This is a genomic window from Nitrosomonas oligotropha (assembly GCF_009833085.1).
GTDB classification, from domain to species: Bacteria; Pseudomonadota; Gammaproteobacteria; order Burkholderiales; family Nitrosomonadaceae; genus Nitrosomonas; species Nitrosomonas oligotropha.
Map to the genome: position 1 here is coordinate 23,585 of NZ_QRBZ01000004.1, position 20,167 is coordinate 43,751.

The window sequence follows — 20,167 nt, forward strand, 5'->3', positions numbered from 1 at the left end:
TTATCCAATGAGCCGGAATTGACGCGCTGCTGATTCCGGCTTTTTTGTTGATTACAGGGAAAATAACACCGCGTAGGATTTGACTGAGCGCCATAGCTCCTAAATCCAATCATCGTGGAATCCAAATTTTTGTCCGTAGCATCAGGATATACTGGGATCAAAGCGCGAAACAATCCATTTTAATGGTTACAATTTGCATTGATTATCAGCGCATCTTTTGTCCGCTCCGATATCAAAGTGCTAAAATATTTTCATGAGTGAAAAAGAAAAAATACAGGATTTTGACTTTGACCAGTGGTCCAGGATTGCTCGCGAGGAACCCGAGAAGTTTGAAGCCATGCGCCAGGACATGATCAATCAACTGATTGCGCAAGCACCGGCTCATCTCAAACCGCGCATGACAGGCCTGCAATGGCAAGTGGATCAAATTCGCAAGCAAGCCAGCAACCCGATGGCCGCCTGTTTGCAGATTTCGCAGAAAATGTGGGCCAATGTGCTTGGAGAAACCGGTTTGTTGAAAGCGCTCCAGGAGCCTAAAAAAATACTGCATGCTTTGGAACAAGCTCCTGCCGGTAAAGTCTTGTCGTTTGAACGGCCTAAATCCGGCAAGTAAATCCGCTTCAAGCTTCTTCAATAGGGGAAATTCAATGCGTACAACGCGCCGCGCTTTTTATCCTGTGCTGTTAATTGCAAGCTGCGTGCTATCGATTGGTCAGACTATGGCCATGGCCGGAGCTGACGAACGGCTGAGCACGCTGAACGATCAGAAAGTGGTGGCAGTAACTATCTATAACAGTGACTTAGCACTGGTAAAAGATGTGCGGAATGTTTCCTTGGCGAACGGTGATTTTAATCTGGCCTGGCGCGATGTCAGCGCGCTAATGCGGCCAGAAACCGCGTTGTTAAGGAGCGTCAGCAATCCGGGCAGCATTACAATTGCCGAGCAAAACTTCAATTTCGATTTGCTCACCCCGCAAAGCCTGCTGAATAAATACGTCGGTCAAACGGTATCGATCGTTAAAATCAATCCGGCTACCGGAGTTGAAAGCAAAGAGAGCGCATTGGTGCTGGCCGCTGCTGAAGGTGTGGTGCTCAAAATGGCCGATCGCATTGAAACCGGACTGCCGGGCCGTATCACCTTTGAGAATGTGCCTGGTAACCTGCGGGATCGTCCTACGCTGGTGATCGAGGGAACGCATCATGGCCACACGGCGCAAGCGTTGGAATTGAGTTATTTGACTAGCGGCCTGGCTTGGAAAGCGGACTATGTCGCTGAATTGAACGATGCGGATGATCAACTGGATTTGTCCGGCTGGGTAACGCTGACGAATACCAGTGGTACCCGTTATGTCAATGCGAAGCTGCAATTAGTGGCCGGTGATATCAACCGGGTGCAGCAAGAATTCGCTGCGCCGGTAGCGATGAGAGCCAAAATGGCGGCGGACAGCGTTGCTGAGCCGATGCGCCAGGAATCGCTCATGGAATATCATCTCTATAACCTGGATCGGTTAACGACGATTGCCGAGAATCAAACCAAGCAAGTCGCGCTACTGAATGTCTCCGGCGTGCCGGCCCGTAAAGAGCTGGTGCTGGCAGGCAGCGATTATTATTATGCTTCCGGTTATGGCGATCTGGGACAGAAACTGAAAGTGAGCGTATTCATGCAGTTTGATAATAAAGAATCGGCCCGGTTAGGCATGCCGCTGCCCAAAGGTATTTTACGTGCCTACAAACGCGATAAAGCCGGAAATGCCCAGTTCGTCGGTGAAGACCGCATCGATCACACACCAAAAAACGAGATCGTGCGGGTAAAGCTGGGGCAGTCGTTTGATGTCACGGCGGATAAAAAACAAACCGATTTCAAGCAATTGAGCACCGGGAACAATGGCATTAACCGTTTTGAAAGCGCTTACGAAATCACGCTCAAAAATGCCAAAAAGGAAATGGCTACAATTACGGTGCAAGAACCCATACCGGGTGACTGGAAAATAATCGAAGAAAGCCAACCGCACCATAAACCCGCCAGTAACACAGCTGTATGGCAAGTGGCTGTTCCCGCGGAAAGCGCAGTTACGCTGAAGTATCGCGTCCAAGTCAGATTCTAATTACGGATTTATAGCGGCTAAATTTTCCAGCGGTCAAGAATCATGTTGAAGCGGCTGTGTTTTCCTGTCGATTTGAAATAAAAGCCCGGATCAAAATCATACCCGTCACTCCTCCCGCCGCATCAATAAAGAAGTCACTCAGGAGCGCAGTCCGCCCTTCGATAAACAGTTGCGCGAATTCTGTGCCGCCAGCCAGCAGAAGAATAATCGTGATCGTTTGCAGGATGGGTGCTTTTTTCATCATCACGCTGAGGATCAGCCCGAATAGGAAAAAGAAGCCGAGATGCCAGACCTTGGATAAATCCCAGGGAATGATCGTTTTAAAAGATTCGCTGTCGGCGTCGATTTGAGTTTTGACTTCACTGGAGACCAGGTTTTTCATGTCACCCGGCAGGGTTGTTCCGGCAATGATGGCGATAAAAGCGGAAACCAGCAGGAAGCGAACGAGGATGTTTTTTTTGTCGATGAACAGAAATGAACCGGTAAACAGCAGGAAATATGCGCCCCAAGCCAACAGAATGATATCGCGAACCCATTTATAATCCGGATTTTCGTACACCGGATAAACATGAATATTCTTAATCTGCAGCGACCCGGTGGATTGGCTTAATTGTGCGATCAGCCCGATGCTTTGGATTCCGGGTGCGATGATGAAAGCCTTGCGGTAATTTTTCCAGTCATGGGTTCCTGTCAGGGCAACCGCCGCGTGAGGCAGATCCCAGCGGTCTTTTTTGCCATCATTTTGCGCCAATAGGAGCCGGGCGGAGTTCCAGGGTTTTATGCCTGCCTTCACATTAGCGCAGCGCATATCAGCGGATACTAATAACACAGTGCCGGGTTTTACCATTGGAAGATGCTGGAGCGCGCTGGCGCCGGTTTTGGCATCGCTGGAAAAAAGGTTTAAGCCATTTTCCGTAACCTCAACCCGGCTGCTTTCTGTGGTCCGGAACTTCCAATCGGCAGTCTGAAGCTCGGGACCGATTTGCACATATTGTTCAAATCTGGTGTGGGATATCAGGGTGGCAATGGCCAGTAGTATGAATAAAAAGCAATTTGTTTTGAACAAAGGCATACGTCAGTCCGCTGTGCGCAGACGGACAGAGAGATCCAGTCCACTTCCGTATTCAGGAAAAGAGATCAAACGCTTTTTCCTTCGTGTCGCCGGATCATTCCGTGCGGGCTTTGTTTCGCATCGCATGCCTTAAGATAAGGTGGTTTTAGCCATCAGCCGTTATCGATTTCTAAAAATACTGAACCATCAAGGTAATGTATCCAATGGCAAAAATAATGAAGACAATGACAATGAGTTTTTTCATCGCGTGAATTCCTTTCAGTCGAATATTGATTAATCATTTTTGTTCCGTGCTACCAGCGCATAAGTAAAACGCATCCCGGGCTTCGCCGTCAAGCGTCTGCTTTATTTTTGGCATGGGATGGCAGGAACGTAATGCTGAGCCAATCGTTTCGCGCCAGATTTCGCATTTGTCGTCAAAAGATAAACGGGCATTGGCCGGGCTGGTGGAAGGCAGGCGTGAGAGTTGGAGCAATCCTAGGTTTTGTGCGGGCATTACATACCGTTTAAAACAAACTTCCGCTGTTCCACCGTTAAAAAATATATGTGTGATGGCGCGGTGTGCGGAAAAAAAGGATTGGAAGTCATTGCTGATTTGCGTGCCGGTTTCAATCATCGAGTCCAGGCTGCCCGTCCGTTTGCACGATTGGAGCACATCCCACAGCGCGATCGGCGATGACCGCAGCGCGGCGATTTTTTCCTGATACGAGGCTTCCACATCGATGTGCAGCAATTGCGCCATGATCGGCCAAAAAGCGTTGCGGCGATGGGCGTAATATTGCTTGGCGGCTAATGACGCTTCGCCCGGCATGCTGCCGAGGATCAGAATTTTCGCTTGGTTCCCGGCGATGGGAGGAAAACTATAAACAGTCGGCATACCTTTGCGGTAGATTAGTCGACGTAATAATGCCGCACGGAATGACCTTGCTGATCCAGTTCGTATACCAGCGGGCGGCCGGTAGCCAATCGTGTTTTCATGACTTGCGCGGAGGTGAGGCGATCCAATAGCATTGTGACTATACGCAAGGTATTGCGATGGGAAACTATCAGGACACGCTTTCCGTGCTGAATGTGCGGCTGGATGGTTTCTTCCCAATAGGGCTTTACCCGCGCCAGGGTGTTTTGCATGCTTTCTCCCAGCGGCAGCTCGTTTTTATCGATACCGGCGTAACCGGGTTGATTACCGGGAAAGCGAGGATCGTGCGCGTCCAGATACGGCGGTGTTGCATCAAATTTGATTTGGCAGCCCAGAATGGGCCAGATACCGAACTTCTTGATGGCTGGCCAGCGTTCCATGCCTTCCAGCGCGCCGTAATGGCGTTCGTTTAAGCGCCAGCTTTCATGCACCGGTATATCCAGTTGCATGGCGGAGAGCACGATTCGTGCGGTGGTTTTGGCGCGTTGCAAGGAAGAGGTAAAACAGAGATCGAAGCTCAACCCCGTCTGCTTGAGCAAATAAGCGGCTTGTTCCGCTTCCTGCTCGCCCTTGGCGCTCAAAGGAACATCGCTCCAGCCGGTGAATTTTTTGTCGCGATTCCAAATGCTCTGGCCATGCCGCAGCAGGACAAGCTGAGTGATGTGCTGCTGCGAGTTTTCTACCGTTGGAATGGCTTTCAGCATTAACCGTTTTGTTGCGGTGATGTTTTGGCGGCTTCGGAGGATTCGTGCCAGATTTGTTTAAGCGCTGGCCATAAACCGCTGCGGATGGTTTTGATGTATTGCGAATTATCGGTCAGGTTGTTGACCAAGCGGCGCTGCGCTTTGCCGAGATTGTGATACGGCATGCTCATGAACAAATGGTGCGTGGCGTGAAAACGCAAACCGACCGGGGCCCAAAGCGGCGTGATCAGAACATTACCGGGAATATTGACCGAATCGAGGTATTGTTCGGCCAGTGTCATTTTGCGGTCGCCGGGATTGCGGTAGGCATGCGCCGCCAATGTGCGCAGCGAATTGAGAATGAACACGGCGACCGCGGTGAGGTACCATAATACCAGCACCGAATAAGGAAACACCCCCAATACAACCAGTGCAATGACGCTCGCGCCGAACAGGAAAGCGCCCAGCTCCTGCTGGCGCCAATTGAGATCGTTGCGGATTGCATCCGGCGCGCGCCGGTAGGTGGGATCGATGGTTAACGACGATGCGCGTTCCCACACAATTTTGCGCAGCGGCGGAATCAGGTAGGAAATTGGCGTCAACAGTACAAACCGCACTGCCAGCGCAATCGGAATCAAAAACGACAACAACACATAAAACACCATTTCCGCCGGTTTGCGCGTCGCAAACGGCAGATATTCGCCATCCGCGCTGGTGCCGTACACATCCGGTTTGTGATGGTCGTTATGCACGCCGTCGTAGGTGAACGACGGAATCATGAACGGAACGCCGCAAATAATGTTCCACACCAGACGGAAGTTTTGGAACGTACCTTTCTTTAAATGCGCCAGCTCATGCACGAAAATCGCCGAGCGGTACAAGGCCGGTACAGCGACGATGAATCCACCCAGTTGCCAGAGCGAGAAAAACGGTGAAAACAGCGCGGTAAAAAAAGCCGCCCAGCCCAACGTGATATGAAATAAAAAATCCGTCCAGTAAATCCAAGGATTCGGCGTCATCAGGTCGCGTACCAGATGATGCGCTTCGCGCAGTGGAAATTCTTTGACGTAGGGGGCTTTTTCTTCGGTCACGTGTCGTCTCGCTTTGTTTCGCTTAAGACCAGCAGGATTGAAGGTGATTCATAATGTGCTGATTGATCGCTGCATCGGTGGTATTGACTTGCCCCAGGTTCGGCATGGCGGGCCAGCCCGCGTCGATAAATTCCATCCCGGCAAACGGCTTGGGCTGCGCATAACGAGGAATCACATGAAAATGCACATCGGGATCGACCATCATCAGCATCAGATAATTGATTTTGTCATAGTGGAAAGCTTTCGCCAGCACCGATTCAATCTGCCCAGTGATGCTGTGCAGTTCCGCGAAGCTGGCCGGACTCAGTTGCGAGAAGGCCTGTGCCGGTTCATGCGCGGCCAGAACCAGCGCGCCCAGCGTCGCCTGGGCCGGACGCAGCATGACTGACCAGTATTGAAACGACCGGATAATTGTCTGCGGCGCGCCAAACTTGCGCATAGTGGCGTTCAGTTCGGGCCCGGTGGTGCTTGTCATGATGCGCTCTCGTCAAAGACGATACCGGCTCTGGCCAAATCCTCGATGAAATCGATTTCACACCAGCGAAATCCGTTGATCGGGCAGGAGTTCACCCAATGTTTCTTGGCCAGGCGATCGATAATCGACAAATACCACGATTTCAGCTCCGCCGGATGGCGCAACGCTTCTTCCACGGCTTGCCGGAATAGTGACACACCGTTGCCGCGAAAATAAATCAGCCCGATGGATTCCGCGTTGACCTCATGCGGCGGCACGATTTTGCTCACTTGCTGCACCCAGCCATCGGCATTCAGTTGCACTTTCATATCGTCGGCGTCGTAACTATTCTTAAAATCCACGCTCAGTGTAATGGGCGCGGATTGTGAATTCAAGACTTTGTCCAGCAACGCGGTTTCGATCACGGTATCGCCATTCAGTATCAAAAAATCGCTATCCATTTCGGTACGCGCAATCCAGCAGCTCGCCAGATTATCCGCCACCTCGTAAAAGGGATTGAACAGGATTTTGATCTTGGGATGATGGGCGTACCGTTGTTGCAGCAGCTCCTCGATCAGCGCTACCTGAAAGCCGGTAATAATGGTGATCTCTTCGACACCGGCCGCGAGCAAGGCGTCGATTTGCCAAGCCAGCACGGGTTTGCCAGCAACCGGCAACAGGCATTTCGGGGTGTTCTCGGTCAGCGGCAGTAAGCGCCGCCCCTGCCCTGCGCTCAGGATGATGGCTTTGACCGGCGGTGTGGTTTGATTCGTCATAAATGAATGGATTTTAAGCAGCTTGGTATACAAAGCGATAATAGCGACGCTGCATTGTAACCAAGTTTGGATTTAGCGAGGTGTTTTTAGAACGAGAGACTGTTGATCTGGCGCAATTCTGCAACAATGCGTTGCGTTGCGCGCAAAAAATCGTCCACTTGTTGCAGGGTGTTGTCACGGCCCAGACTGATGCGCACCGCGCAGCGCGCGAGCATCGGATCAATTTGCATAGCGGTGAGCACATGGCTTTGCCCCGGATTGACGCTGGAACACGCTGCCCCCGCGGCGACGGCAAAACCGGCTTTATCCAGTTTGACCACCAGCGTATCGCCCTCGATATCTGGCAAGGCAAAATAACAGGTATTCGGAATGCGCGCCGCCTGGTTGCCGAAAATCGTCGCGCCCATGCCAAGCAATCCTGTTTCCAGTTGCTCGCGCAGCCGGGCAGTATGTTGCGCGGTTTCCGTCAAGCGCACTCGCGCCAATTCGCATGCCACACCGAATCCCACAATCGCAGGCACATTCTCGGTGCCGGAACGCAAGCCGTTTTCATGTCCGCCACCATAAATCAAAGGTTTCAACAGCAAGCGCTTGTCGACGATCAACGCCGCTGCACCTTTTGGGCCATAAATCTTGTGCGCCGATAACGTCATCGCATGCACTTGCAGCGCGGCAAAATCCACCGGGATTTTGCCCAATCCTTGAATCGCGTCGGTGTGTATGTACGCGCCGTGCGAGCGCGCTAGCCCGGCAATCGCAGCGACATCCTGAATCACGCCGGTTTCGTTATTCGCCAGCATGACCGACACCACGCCCGGTTTATTCGCCTGCATTGCGGCTTCGGCGGCGGCCACATCGGCTTGCCCGTCCGGATTGATCGTTAGTTGATGTACTGTCCACGCGTCACAACTGCGCCGCGCAATCGCCTGCGCCGGTTTCAGCACGCACGGATGCTCAATCGCGCTGATGAACAGATTGCCCGGCTTCAAACTATCCACCGCGCCGCGAATGAACAGATTATTCGCCTCCGAGCCGCCACTGGTGAAAATCACCTGCACCGGCTGCACCCCGACCGCCTCTGCCACCTGCTTGCGTGCTTTATCGATCGCCCGCCGGGCATTGATGCCGTAGCTATGACGGCTAGACGCGTTGCCAAATTCCTGCTGGAAATACGGCAGCATGGCTTCCAGCACGGTGTCGTCGAGGCGGGTGGTGGCGTTGTGGTCGAAGTAGGTTGGTTCCATGAATCTCGTGGGCGGTTAATTGTAAAGACTGAATGATAAACCTTAAGAGTCTGTTACGACGAACGCGGATTGACCAAAACCACATGCGCCTGCTGAATATTTTCGCGAAACTGCGCTGGGATTTCATCCCAAACAAACAAATCGACCCGGAACGGCAGCTGACTTTCTTCCAATGCTTCTTTCAACGCGGCGACTGCCCGCTTCTGCTCCGCGGATGCAAAAACCGCCAAATCCAAATCGGATTGCGGGCGCGCCGTTCCTTTGATGCGTGAACCGTAAACCCAGACCGTCACGTCCAGCAGATAGTCATTCAGCAGATCGAGCAGGATTTTGCGCTGATCCGGCGTAATATCAATATCCTGCATTAGTGTTCTGTCTGCTTGCTGAGTAATTGGTAGAGCGCAGTAGCATCGCGAATAAAATCACCCATCAGCGACAAACATGCCTTGGCTTTTTCGCCGCTGTAATCGTGTGTGGTATGGGTGCGCGCTTCGGCGTAATCCAGCCATCGCTCAACAGCGGAAGGCAGCAAATTGTTTTCGGCAGCCAATCGAAAAATCGGCTTTGGACTGTTCGGCACTTCCGGAATACCCAATACCTCAACCAGGTAGCGTTTCAGCACTTTCCACAAGCAGTCATAACACACCTCAAAACGCTGAATCACCGACTCCGCGACCGCTTCCTGCATTAACTCCGGTAATGCAGGATCCAGCGATTGGTAATTCAGAAATTGCGCCTGCAAGTGATTGAGCGATTTCTGAAAGTATTGGTAGTCGATCATGGGCTATAAACCGGATGGAATGATGGATTATAAACGAATACCCAGAGGAAAGAAGATGATGGAAGAAAGGAAGCGGATTCAAGAAAGTAAGTGGTAAATTTCTCACCACAAAACAGCTGCTTTTCTAAATACGGCAATTAAAAATGCTGCTTGTTGAATAGTTTTGAATGTTTGTGTGCGCACAATTCAAGATCCGATTTCGGTAGTAATATTTTCTTGTTGGTTATTCCTCCGCACGTTCAAGAATTCCACAAAGAGCTGATGACCATTTGATAGCATCGTATGCGGTTTGGCGAAGTGCGGGCTTAGAGCCATGCGTATCACCCATTGTCCGGCGTAGTATTTGGAGTGCTTGCGCCGCATGATTACTAGCCTTTCTCATTTCACATATCAATTCATTGACATCATTTTGCTTCATTCCAATTTGCTCAAACTCCTGAGTCATATTTTCAAAAACTTTTTGTCGTTGAAGTGCGGTATTCACCTTTGTTTGGAATGACGACTTGCCTGGATCGCCGAGATCATGTGTTTTATAAATATCTTGTGTAACTGAGTCTACGGCTCCACAGGCAGAAGTTATTGCTCCACTATAGTCTCCATCAAGAAGACGGGACATTGCTCGAGCTAACTCTGTCGCTGCGGATAGAGGTATGAATCTGGACTCGCGGGCGTCCAGTGCAGCTACGGGAACGAAAGTGCCATATAGGTATTGAAATCCATGTCGACTCAATATGTCTTGCACATTAGAATCGACCTCATCATCACGACCGATGAGTCGTTCCGCCAAAATACGCAATGCCACTTCTTGTTGATCTTCATGCATTTGACCATATAGCCGATCAATAATCGGCATTACTTCGGCTCTGCTACCGAGGCCGCTTCGGGCTTCGGCCTTTGCGGTAATCTGCGAAACATCAAAACCAGCAGCAGCTACTGTATTCCGAATATCCTGAACGGAAGACTTATTTAGCTCCGATCGGAGTGCACCATATAAACGAGTTCTGTCTTGTAATGATAGTGGCATGTTTGTCCTATTTGAGCGTCGACGGCAAGTTGGGTGCCGCCAAGAATTACTTTCGTTCTTTCGTTAAAGATGCGGTAATCAGCAATGTGCTGTCGTTTGCCATCGAACTGGAATCACACGCCAGGCGTAGAGCGATTTTGAGGTTACCTGGTTGAGTGTAACTTCATGATTGGAATGCGTCAATTTAACAAGAGACTCAGAATTTCAATACGCCACCGGCAGCGGATCCAAGCTGCGCCATAAGTACCAGGTTGCGACCGAGCGCCAGGGCTGCCATGGCTTGGCGAGTTCGAGCATGGTTTTTTTGTCGACCGGTTGTTTGTCAAGGTAGTGCAGGCTCATTGCGCGTTGCAGGCCGATGTCGTCCAGCGGCAGCACATCCGGACGGTGCAGGTGGAAAATCAGGAACATTTCCGCCGTCCAGCGGCCGATGCCTTTGACCTGAATCAGTTGTTTGATGATGCTTTCATCGTCCAGACCTTCCCACGCCGTTTCATTCAAATCCCCTTCGCGGAAGTGCCGCGATAAATCGTGCAGATAGATGACTTTTCTCGCGGACAATCCGCACGCTCTCAGTAATTCCTGCCCGGCTGCGGCGATGGTATGCGGTGAAATCTCCGGAATCGCGCCGATCACTTTTTGCCAGACGCTTTCGGCGGCTTTGACGGAGATTTGCTGTCCGACGATGGAGCGCGCCAGCGTGGTGAATGCGCAGCCGCGCGAGACCAGCGTGGCATCGGGAAACTGTCCGATCAATTGTTGCATGACGGGATCGCATGCCGCCAATTCTTGTGTGGCTTGGGTCCAGTATTGGGGTGTCATTGCGATGTCAAAGTGGGAAATTAAAGCCGTGCAGTGTGCAGTTTTTTACCGGCGTAAACAAGCCTGCCAGCAGTCATTTCTTCAGCAGAATTGACAGTTCACATTTCATTTTTCTTCTATCTATCTTATTTATTTGAACATTTTGCTGCCTATCCGATGGCAATCCGCATCACGTTTAAGTCTTTGTCATATAACTATAAAAACCCAATTACTTGCTTGACTAACAGGGATTTTTTGATTAAAGTGGGAAGTGGTGGGAAAATGTGGGAAAATTTGGTGAGTCTCGATGGATTTTCCTTTAATTTGAGGAGACAGCATGTTTCGTGGCGTCACGCAACTTAGTCTTGATGCAAAAGGTAGGCTTGCGATACCCGCAAGATACCGTAGCGAGCTGATGTCTACCTGCTCAGGGCATTTGATCGTCACTGTCGATCCTTCAAAGTGTTTATTGATTTATCCTCAGCCAGCCTGGGAACCGATAGAACAAAAACTCAATAATCTTTCTAGTTTTGATTCGAAGACCCGCAATTTGCAGCGGCTGCTGGTGGGTAATGCCAGTGATGTCGAGATGGATGCTGCTGGCCGCATTTTGCTGCCGCCGCCGCTGCGCCTTTTTGCCAGTTTATCCAAGGATGTGGTTTTGGTTGGCCAGGGGGCTAAGTTTGAGTTGTGGGATGAAGTGCAATGGAATTTACAAATTGAAGATGCGCTGGCTTTCAAGGATGGCGATATGCCGCCTGAGCTGGATGGCTTTTCATTGTAAGTGAAGCGGTAACAGCGATTCATGCACATTTCGGTGTTGTTGCACGAGGCGGTCGATGCATTGGCGATCAAACCGGAAGGCGTGTATGTAGACGCAACGTTTGGGCGCGGTGGTCATAGCCGGTTGATTTTGTCGCGATTGGGTGAGCATGGCCGGTTAATCGCCCTGGATAGAGATCCGGTTGCGGTGAAGTCGGGTGAAGCGATTGAGGACAAAAGGTTTTGTATCCGGCACGGCAGTTTCTCGCAATTGCGGCAGATCGTGCAAGAGCTGGGAATCGCCAAAATAGACGGTGTCTTGCTCGATTTGGGCGTGTCGTCGCCGCAGCTGGAAGAAATTTCACGCGGTTTCAGCTTCCGCGCCGATGGGCCGCTCGATATGCGCATGGATACAACGAAGGGCCAAACAGCAGCGGAGTGGCTGGCGACAGCCACGGAAGATCAACTGGGATGGGTGATCAAGGAATATGGCGAAGAACGGTTTGCTCGGCAGATTGCAAGAGCGATTATTGTGGCAAGAGCGCGGCAGCCTATTGTTACCACATCACAACTTGCCGAGATTGTCGCAGCGGTTTTGCGTTCGCGGCAGCGCCAGCGGGAAATTATCCGGCATCCGGCGACGCGCACTTTTCAGGCGATACGGATCTATCTCAACCAGGAGCTTGAGGAATTGTCGCTCGTTTTGCCGCAGTGTGTGGAGTTGCTGAATCCGGGCGGAAGGTTGGTGGTGATCAGTTTTCACTCTTTGGAGGATCGCATGGTCAAACTATTTATGCGCAAGGCTTCCAGCATGGACGAACTGCCTCGCGGCGTGCCGCTGCAAGAAAAGGATCTGCTGCGGTTCAGTAATCAAACGCTGCGTGTGATCGGCCGGGCAGTGCGTCCGGGAGAACAGGAAGTGGCGGACAATGCGCGCGCTAGGAGTGCGGTGATGCGTGTGGCTGAAAGAGTAACCATAAACGGGTAACAGAATGTTCAAACTGAACATTTTTCTGGTTTTTATATTGATCGCGAGCGCGCTGGGCGTGGTGACCTCGCAGCACATGGTGCGCAAACTGTTTATGGCGCTGGAAAATGAAAAAGGAATCGAGCGCAAGCTGGATGTGGAATGGGGAAGATTGCAACTGGAACAAAGCACATTAATCATGCACGGGCGGATCGAGCAGATTGCGAAAGAGCGGTTGAATATGACAGTGCCCGCCGCTTCCAGCATACAAATTGTATCCATTAACGATGCAGAAAACCGCTTGAACACGGAAGGGTTAAAACCATGATCAAACCCGAAGTACGGCAAATCAAACTATCAGCGTGGCGCTCACGGCTGTTGTTTGGTTTCCTGGCGCTCGGTTTGATTGCTTTGGCGGGACGTGCGGCTTACTTGCAGGGAATGAATCATGATTTTCTTCAGGAAAAAGGAGAATCGCGCTACAGCCGCATAGTGGAAATGAACGCCGACCGCGGCATGATTACCGACCGCAATGGCCATATTCTGGCGATCAGTTCGCCGGTCGCTTCTGTTTATGCCGATCCGAAAGTGATCGATATCAAGCCGGAGCAATTGAAGCAATTAGCCGGTTTGCTCGAAATGGACAGCGCCGAGATCGATGCCCGCATCAAACGGGAAAACAGCCGGTTTGTTTATTTGAAACGGCAAGTGGTGCCGGATATCGCCGAAAAGATCATGAAGTTGAAGATCAAAGGCATCTATTTCGCCAGCGAATCCAAACGCTACTATCCCGAAAGTGAATATGCAGCGCATGTGCTCGGTTTTACCGATATCAACGACGAAGGTCAGGAAGGCGTGGAGCGCGGCTGGCAAGATACGCTCGCGGGCGAGTTGGGACGGCGCCGTGTACTTAAGGATAACAAAGGACAGATCATCGAGGATGTGGAAAACATCCGTCCGCCCAAACCGGGCGCGGATTTGGTGTTATCCATCGATAGAAGAATCCAGTATCGCGCCCATGCGGAATTAAAAGAAGCGGTGCTGGCCAATAACGCCAAGGCGGGCAGCATCGTTGTACTGGACGCGCAAACCGGTGAGATTCTGGCCTTGACCAATTTACCGGCGTACAACCCGAACAGACGATCATCGATTACCAATGAACGGCTGCGTAACCGCGCGCTGATCGATACGTTCGAGCCGGGTTCGACGTTAAAACCGTTTACCGTGGCGATTGCGATGGAAATCGGCAAAGTCAATGCCAATACGGTACTGCAAACCGCGCCGGGCATGTGGCAAGTGGGCAGAAAAACCATCCGCGATGTCAGCAACAAAGGCGAATTGACCGTCGCGCAAATCATTCAGCAGTCGAGCAACGTCGGAACGGCAAAAATTGCGTTGTCGCTCGAATCGCAAACGATGTGGGAGATGTTTAACCGCTCCGGATTCGGCACGCTGACGAAATCGGGTTTCCCCGGTGAAGCCAGCGGTATATTGCGGCCTTACAACAAATGGCGTCCGATCGAACAAGCCACCATGTCGTACGGTCACGGTATATCGACCAGTTTGATGCAATTGGCTCGTGCTTACACGATTTTTGCCAGCGGCGGCGAATTAAAGCCGATCTCGCTCTTGAAACAAAACATGCCGGTGATGGGGCAGCGCGTCATCTCGCGCGATACCGCGCAGGCGATGAACCGCATGCTGGAGATGGCTACCAAACCGGGTGGCACAGCGCCGCTGGCGCAGATCAGCGGCTACCGCGTGGCCGGTAAAACGGGTACGGCGCATAAACTGATCGATGGTCAATATGCCAATAAGCGCTATATCTCCACGTTTGTGGGGTATGCGCCAGCATCGAATCCGCGCCTGATCATCGCCGTGATGATCGATGAGCCTTCCGCTGGAAAATATTTCGGCGGCGCGGTGGCAGCGCCGGTTTTCAGTAAAGTCATGTCCGGTGCTTTACGCATCCTGAATATTCCGCCCGATGCACCGGCCAATAATGTCGTTACCTTTACCGCGACCCCTGAAATGGGTGACGAAGGATGACTGCGATGACGATGAAGAAAAAAACATCCCAGTTGTTTGATTATCATCGGTTGGATGAGCTGGGTGTTGCGGTTAAAAATCTGGTCACGGACAGCCGCCAGATACAGCCCGGCGATACATTCCTTGCCTATGCCGGTGATATCACCGATGGGCGCAAATTTATCCCGCAAGCCATTGCTGCGGGCGCCAATGCGGTTTTGTGGGATCCGCAGAATTTCACGTGGAACCCCGAATGGCGGATCCCGGCGTTGGCAATCGATGGGTTGAAAGCTAAAGCGGGACTGATTGCCAGCCACGTCTATGATCAGCCGTCGGAGAAATTATGGATGGTCGGCATTACCGGCACCAACGGCAAAACATCGTGCAGTCACTGGTATGCGCAAGCCATGACCAGCCTGGGTAAAAAAACAGCGGTGCTGGGAACATTGGGAAATGGTTTTTGCGGCGCGTTGGAAGCGGCGGAGAATACAACGCCTGATGCCGCGGTGCTGCAACGTTCGCTGGCGCGATTTGTTGACCAGGGCGCGCATGGCGTGGCGATGGAAGTATCCTCGCACGGCCTGGTGCAGGGACGGGTTAACGGCACCACATTTGCGATTGCCGTGCTGACCAATGTATCGCGCGACCACTTGGATTATCACCCGGATATGGATGCCTACGCCGCAGCCAAGGCGCGTCTGTTTTTCTGGCCCGGATTACGCTATGCGGTGGTCAACATGGACGATGTGCTGGGGGTCGAGTTATCGCGGCAGCTGGCCAGCAAATCCACCACCTTCATCGGTTATGGATTTCACTATCCGGAAGAACGCTATGCAAGGCAATTCAAAATGGTCTACGGATCCAATTTAAAAGTTGATCTGCATGGACTGGAGTTTGATATTGAATTTGAGGATAATCGCGAACATTTGAGAATTGGTTTGCTGGGTAAATTTAACGCATCGAACTTGCTGGCTGTCGTGGCGGCAATGCTGGCAAGCGGAATCCGGTTGCCGGACGCGGTCCGGGCGCTGCACAGTGTGCAATCCATTCCGGGCCGGATGGAAAAATACGAAGGGATTGACCAGCCGATTGTTATCGTCGATTACGCCCATACCCCGGATGCGCTGGAAAAAGTGCTGTGCACGTCACGTGAGCTGTTGCGCAGCGCGCAATCGAAAAAGCGGACATCCGGCCGGAATGCGCGGTTGTTCTGCGTGGTCGGTTGCGGCGGTGACCGCGATAAAGGCAAACGTGCAATGGTGGGCGAGGTTGCCACCCGATTGGCGGATGAAGTCATTTTTACCAGCGATAATCCGCGTACGGAAGATCCTTTGAGCATTATTAAAGACATCACAGCAGGTGCGGGCGCGGACAATTACCAGGTTGAAAGCGACCGGGCGCTGGCCATTTATCAGGCAATCGCCAATGCACAGCGCAACGACATCGTGCTGATCGCAGGTAAAGGCCATGAAAAGTATCAGGAAATACAGGGCCGGAAAATTCCTTTCAGCGATGCCGACATTGTGCAGCAGGTGCTGAAAGATTTGGCCAGGAAAGTGCGGGTGCAATCATGATGACGATCCGGGAAGCGGCGCAAGTATTGCAGGCCGGATGGAATGGGCAAGACGGATTATTCACCGGAGTGAGCACGGATAGCCGCACGCTCAAGCCGGGCGATTTATTTGTGGCGTTAACCGGCGAAAGATTCGATGGCAGTGAATTCGTCGCGAGCGCCAAGGAAAATGGCGCCGCCGCCGCGCTGGTGCCGCAATCGGCCGGTGAAAATACTTTATCCGCTGGGATTCCAGTGCTGCACGTGCAGGACACGCGCTTAAGCCTGGGGCAACTGGCCGCGTATTGGCGCAACCGCTTTACGCTGCCGCTCATCGCCGTGACCGGCAGCAACGGCAAGACCACGGTCAAGGAAATGATCGCCGCGATATTGCGTCAAGCAACCGCAGGCGGTGAAGTCACCACGGCTGCGCCAGCCGAGCAAATTCTGGCCACCGAAGGAAATCTGAATAACGATATCGGCGTGCCGCTGATGTTGCTGCGTTTACGGCCACAGCATCGCTATGCAGTGATTGAGATGGGTATGAATCATGTTGGCGAGATCGGTTACCTGACTCAGCTGGCAAAACCGGGCATTGCCATCATTACCAATGCCGGCGCCGCGCATATTGAAGGCTTGGGTTCCGTTGAAACGGTTGCGCGCGCCAAGGCAGAGATATTTACCGGATTGGATCAGCAGGGAACGGCGGTGATCAATGCGGACGATCGCTTTGCTGCTTTGTGGCGGGAATGCGCCGGTGCACGCAAGATTGCCGATTTTGGTTTGCGCGAAAAAGCGCTGGTGAGTGCCGAGTATCAGGCAGACCGGTTGAGCAACAGGATTCAGTTGAAATTGCCGGATGGCATTGTGGAAGTGAAGTTACAAGCACCCGGTGTGCACAACGTCTATAACGCTTTGGCAGCAGCGGCAGCGGCTGTCGCAGCGGGTGTCGGGAAAGCATCGATCGCCGCTGGACTCGAATCGTTCCAGGGCGTGAGAGGACGGTTGCAGAAAAAATCCGGTTTGCACCATGCCCTGTTGATTGACGATACCTACAACGCCAATCCCGAATCCGTGCGCGCCGCTCTCGCGGTCTTGGCTGCTACGACGGGGAAAAAAATACTGGTGCTCGGCGACATGGGCGAATTGGGTAAGTCCGCCATTGATCTGCATCGCACGATCGGGCGCGATGCGCGCAATGCCGGGCTGGATCAATTATTCACACTGGGTGAGTTGAGCGCTTACGCCACAGAAGCATTCGGCAAGGGCGCGCGGCATTTCAACGATATCGACGAACTGCTGCATGCGACCGAAAGCTTGCTGGCGGATGATGTGACTTTGCTGGTGAAAGGATCGCGCTTTATGCGCATGGAGCGGGTAGTGCGGCAACTGGAGCAGCCGAGGGAGCCGTCATGCTGCTGACACTTTCACAATGGCTGGCGCAGGACATCCGCGCATTCAATGTATTCAGTTATATTACGCTCCGCACGGTGATGGCTACGCTGACTGCCCTGGTCATTTCCTTCATCATCGGCCCGATGATGATCCGTAAACTGACGGCTTACAAAATCGGACAATCGGTGCGTGACGACGGTCCGCAAACGCATTTGGTCAAGGTCGGTACACCCACCATGGGCGGCGCTTTGATACTGATGTCGATCGTATTGACGACTCTCTTATGGTCGGATCTGAACAATCGCTATGTCTGGGTGGTGCTCGCGACCACGCTGGGATTCGGCGTGATCGGCTGGGTCGATGATTACCGCAAAGTGGTTTACCGCAATCCGAAAGGATTGTCCGCGCGCGCTAAATTTTTCTGGCAATCGCTGATTGCGCTGATCGTTGCGCTGTATTTGGTTTCCATCGCGGAAATCCCGGCGCAAACGGACATGATCGTGCCCTTCTTTAAGGAAGTGGCGATTCCGCTGGGTGCGGCTGGTTTTGTCATACTGACTTATTTTGTTATTGTCGGCACCAGTAATGCAGTCAATCTGACCGACGGTCTTGATGGTTTGGCCATTATGCCGACCGTCATGATCAGCAGTGCGCTGGCTGTTTTTGCTTACGCCTCAGGGCACGTGGTATTCGCCAAGTATCTGGGCATTCCTTATATCCCCAATGCGGGCGAATTGGCTATATTCTGCGGCGCTATGGCCGGTGCCGGGCTTGCCTTTTTGTGGTTTAACGCTTATCCCGCCGAGGTTTTCATGGGCGATGTCGGTGCCTTGGCGCTGGGTGCTGCACTCGGAATCGTCACCGTCATCGTGCGGCAGGAGATTGTGCTGGTGATTATGGGCGGCGTTTTTGTCGTGGAAGCGCTATCCGTGATGTTGCAGGTGGCCTCGTTTAAGCTGCTGGGCAAGCGGGTGTTCCGCATGGCGCCATTGCATCATCATTTTGAATTGAAAGGCTGGAAAGAGAATCAGGTGGTGGTCCGGTTTTGGATCATCACCTTTATTTTAGTATTGGTTGGATTGTCGACATTAAAATTACGATGAATGTGCAAGATAAAACAGTTCTGGTGCTGGGGATGGGTGAAACCGGCTTGTCCATGGTGAAATGGCTGCTACGCCAGGGCGCCACGGTGCGCGCTGCGGATAGCCGCTCCGAGCCGCCCAACTGGCAGCAAATCAGCGCGGGATTTCCGTCCGTGCAGCTGCATAAAGGCAAATTCACGGCATCCATTTTCAATGATATCGATATGATCGCCATCAGCCCAGGCGTTCCATTGGCCGATCCGTGCGTGCAGCAAGCGGTGCAACGCGGCGTGCCGGTAATCGGCGATATGGTGCTTTTTTCCTGGGCGCTGGAGCAAAGCAACCGGCCCAAACCGAAAGTGGTCGCCATCACCGGATCGAATGGAAAAACGACGGTTACGGCGATGACCGGCGCGATGTTGAAGAAATCCGGCTGGAATGTGGAAGTGGCGGGAAATATCGGCCCTGCGGTGCTGAATGCGCTGATGCAGCGGATCGATGCAGGCGATTGGCCGCAGGCTTGGGTGCTGGAAACATCCAGCTTCCAATTGGAAACGACGCACAATTTGAATGCGGATGTGGCGACTGTGTTGAATCTGAGCGAAGACCATTTGGATCGCTATACCGGCATGAGCGATTACACCATCGCCAAAGCCAGAGTATTTCTGCATGAGAAGGCCGGTAAAGGCATACAGGTGCTCAACCGGAACGATCCCGGTGTCTGTGCCATGGCGCTGCCGGACAGAAAACAGATTACTTTCGGCGTCGATGAGCCGCCCGGCCATGCCGATTTCGGTCTCATGCACGACGGCGACGACTTGTGGCTGATGGAAGGCGATGTGCAATTAATGAAAACTTCCGAGCTGGTGGTCAACGGTTTGCATAATGCGGTCAATGCGCTGGCGGCACTAGCCATGTGCCGCGCCCTGGGTGTGGCCATCGATCCGCTTTTGACCGCGTTGCGCGAATTTCGCGGCTTGCCGCATCGCATGGAAAAAGTCGCCGCATTTAACGGCGTTACTTTTTTTGATGATTCCAAGAGTACCAATGTGGGTGCAACCGTGGCAGCCTTAAGCGGCATGAAGCAAAACGTCATATTAATCGCCGGTGGCGACGGTAAGGGGCAGGATTTCTCCTATCTGAGGGAAGCGGTTGCCAATAATGCCCGTGCCGTGGTGCTGATTGGCCGGGATGCCAACATGATTGCGAATGAATTGAAAGACTGCGGCGTGCCGTTGCATTTTGCCGTGACCATGGAAGAAGCCATGCAAAAGAGTTTCTTGCTGGCGCAATCCGGCGATGTGGTCTTGCTTTCACCGGCATGCGCCAGTTTCGATATGTTTAGAAATTATATTCACCGCGCGGAAGTATTTGTCGCGGCCGTCAAAGATATGGAAAACAAATTTTTCAGTTTTGGACAGAAAAAACATTAAC

22 protein-coding genes are annotated in these 20,167 nt (G+C 52.3%); 11 read left to right on the forward strand and 11 right to left on the reverse strand.

Features of this window, described 5'->3' with window-relative positions; all coding sequences use genetic code 11:
• The first annotated feature begins 253 nt into the window (after positions 1-253).
• Complete coding sequence (locus ABD07_RS01870) at positions 254-613, forward strand: DUF3135 domain-containing protein (RefSeq protein ID WP_160816875.1); 360 nt, start codon at positions 254-256, stop codon at positions 611-613.
• A 34-nt stretch (positions 614-647) separates the two neighbouring features.
• Positions 648-2,105, forward strand: coding sequence for a DUF4139 domain-containing protein (locus ABD07_RS01875; RefSeq protein WP_160816876.1), 1,458 nt, complete (start codon positions 648-650; stop codon positions 2,103-2,105).
• A gap of 40 nt (positions 2,106-2,145) precedes the next feature.
• Here ABD07_RS01875 and ABD07_RS01880 read toward each other — a convergent pair whose 3' ends face one another.
• The 10 genes from ABD07_RS01880 to ABD07_RS01925 all read right to left on the reverse strand — a co-directional run bounded on the left by ABD07_RS01880 (position 2,146) and on the right by ABD07_RS01925 (position 10,146).
• Complete coding sequence (locus tag ABD07_RS01880; RefSeq protein WP_160816877.1) at positions 2,146-3,177, reverse strand: VanZ family protein; 1,032 nt, start codon at positions 3,175-3,177, stop codon at positions 2,146-2,148.
• A gap of 277 nt (positions 3,178-3,454) precedes the next feature.
• Entirely contained in the window at positions 3,455-4,054 is a 600-nt protein-coding gene (locus ABD07_RS01885; RefSeq protein ID WP_160816878.1) for a DNA-deoxyinosine glycosylase, read from the reverse strand.
• Between the two features lie 14 nt (positions 4,055-4,068).
• The gene (locus ABD07_RS01890) at positions 4,069-4,797 is read right to left on the reverse strand and encodes a 2,3-bisphosphoglycerate-dependent phosphoglycerate mutase (RefSeq protein WP_160816879.1); all 729 of its coding nucleotides are present in this window, start codon (positions 4,795-4,797) and stop codon (positions 4,069-4,071) included.
• Positions 4,797-5,867, reverse strand: coding sequence for a fatty acid desaturase (locus ABD07_RS01895; protein WP_160816880.1), 1,071 nt, complete (start codon positions 5,865-5,867; stop codon positions 4,797-4,799). The genes ABD07_RS01890 and ABD07_RS01895 overlap by 1 nt, the downstream gene beginning before the upstream one ends.
• Before the next feature lie 22 nt (positions 5,868-5,889).
• Positions 5,890-6,342 carry an HIT family protein gene (locus ABD07_RS01900; protein ID WP_160816881.1) on the reverse strand — a complete coding sequence of 151 codons (453 nt, stop codon included), beginning with the start codon at positions 6,340-6,342 and terminating at the stop codon, positions 5,890-5,892.
• Positions 6,339-7,097: a phosphocholine cytidylyltransferase family protein gene (locus tag ABD07_RS01905; protein WP_160816882.1), complete on the reverse strand. Its 759-nt coding sequence runs from the start codon at positions 7,095-7,097 to the stop codon at positions 6,339-6,341. The genes ABD07_RS01900 and ABD07_RS01905 overlap by 4 nt, the downstream gene beginning before the upstream one ends.
• Positions 7,098-7,183: 86 nt before the next feature.
• The gene (locus ABD07_RS01910) at positions 7,184-8,341 is read right to left on the reverse strand and encodes a cysteine desulfurase family protein (protein WP_160816883.1); all 1,158 of its coding nucleotides are present in this window, start codon (positions 8,339-8,341) and stop codon (positions 7,184-7,186) included.
• Between the two features lie 53 nt (positions 8,342-8,394).
• A complete protein-coding gene (locus tag ABD07_RS01915) occupies positions 8,395-8,706 on the reverse strand; it encodes a nucleotidyltransferase family protein (protein WP_160816884.1) in 312 nt (103 codons plus the stop codon).
• Positions 8,706-9,122, reverse strand: coding sequence for a nucleotidyltransferase substrate binding protein (locus tag ABD07_RS01920; RefSeq protein ID WP_160816885.1), 417 nt, complete (start codon positions 9,120-9,122; stop codon positions 8,706-8,708). The genes ABD07_RS01915 and ABD07_RS01920 overlap by 1 nt, the downstream gene beginning before the upstream one ends.
• Before the next feature lie 223 nt (positions 9,123-9,345).
• On the reverse strand, positions 9,346-10,146 hold the full coding sequence (locus ABD07_RS01925) for a hypothetical protein (protein ID WP_160816886.1): 801 nt from the start codon (positions 10,144-10,146) through the stop codon (positions 9,346-9,348).
• A 2-nt stretch (positions 10,147-10,148) separates the two neighbouring features.
• Between ABD07_RS01925 and ABD07_RS01930 the strand changes: the two genes are divergently transcribed.
• Entirely contained in the window at positions 10,149-10,301 is a 153-nt protein-coding gene (locus tag ABD07_RS01930; RefSeq protein WP_160816887.1) for a hypothetical protein, read from the forward strand.
• A 49-nt stretch (positions 10,302-10,350) separates the two neighbouring features.
• Here ABD07_RS01930 and ABD07_RS01935 read toward each other — a convergent pair whose 3' ends face one another.
• A complete protein-coding gene (locus tag ABD07_RS01935) occupies positions 10,351-10,968 on the reverse strand; it encodes a DNA-3-methyladenine glycosylase family protein (protein ID WP_160816888.1) in 618 nt (205 codons plus the stop codon).
• 316 nt (positions 10,969-11,284) lie between these two features.
• On the opposite strand from ABD07_RS01935, the gene mraZ reads away from it, so the two are divergent.
• Genes mraZ through murD form a run of 8 tightly spaced genes read left to right on the forward strand, consistent with a single transcriptional unit; the run spans position 11,285 to position 20,166 of the window.
• Positions 11,285-11,731 carry a division/cell wall cluster transcriptional repressor MraZ gene (gene mraZ / locus ABD07_RS01940; protein WP_160816889.1) on the forward strand — a complete coding sequence of 149 codons (447 nt, stop codon included), beginning with the start codon at positions 11,285-11,287 and terminating at the stop codon, positions 11,729-11,731.
• A gap of 21 nt (positions 11,732-11,752) precedes the next feature.
• Positions 11,753-12,697, forward strand: a complete 945-nt coding sequence (rsmH, locus tag ABD07_RS01945) for a 16S rRNA (cytosine(1402)-N(4))-methyltransferase RsmH (protein ID WP_160816890.1) — start codon at positions 11,753-11,755, stop codon at positions 12,695-12,697.
• 4 nt (positions 12,698-12,701) lie between these two features.
• Positions 12,702-13,004 (forward strand): cell division protein FtsL, encoded by a 303-nt coding sequence (gene ftsL, locus ABD07_RS01950; protein WP_132426984.1) that lies wholly within the window; start codon positions 12,702-12,704, stop codon positions 13,002-13,004.
• On the forward strand, positions 13,001-14,725 hold the full coding sequence (locus ABD07_RS01955) for a peptidoglycan D,D-transpeptidase FtsI family protein (protein WP_160816891.1): 1,725 nt from the start codon (positions 13,001-13,003) through the stop codon (positions 14,723-14,725). The genes ftsL and ABD07_RS01955 overlap by 4 nt, the downstream gene beginning before the upstream one ends.
• Positions 14,726-14,730: 5 nt before the next feature.
• Complete coding sequence (locus tag ABD07_RS01960; protein WP_160816923.1) at positions 14,731-16,278, forward strand: UDP-N-acetylmuramoyl-L-alanyl-D-glutamate--2,6-diaminopimelate ligase; 1,548 nt, start codon at positions 14,731-14,733, stop codon at positions 16,276-16,278.
• Complete coding sequence (locus tag ABD07_RS01965) at positions 16,275-17,678, forward strand: UDP-N-acetylmuramoyl-tripeptide--D-alanyl-D-alanine ligase (RefSeq protein WP_160816892.1); 1,404 nt, start codon at positions 16,275-16,277, stop codon at positions 17,676-17,678. The genes ABD07_RS01960 and ABD07_RS01965 overlap by 4 nt, the downstream gene beginning before the upstream one ends.
• Positions 17,669-18,754, forward strand: coding sequence for a phospho-N-acetylmuramoyl-pentapeptide-transferase (mraY, locus tag ABD07_RS01970; RefSeq protein WP_108697594.1), 1,086 nt, complete (start codon positions 17,669-17,671; stop codon positions 18,752-18,754). Before ABD07_RS01965 ends, mraY begins: the two co-directional genes overlap by 10 nt.
• The gene (gene murD / locus ABD07_RS01975) at positions 18,751-20,166 is read left to right on the forward strand and encodes a UDP-N-acetylmuramoyl-L-alanine--D-glutamate ligase (RefSeq protein WP_160816893.1); all 1,416 of its coding nucleotides are present in this window, start codon (positions 18,751-18,753) and stop codon (positions 20,164-20,166) included. The genes mraY and murD overlap by 4 nt, the downstream gene beginning before the upstream one ends.
• The last annotated feature ends 1 nt before the right edge of the window (position 20,167 follow it).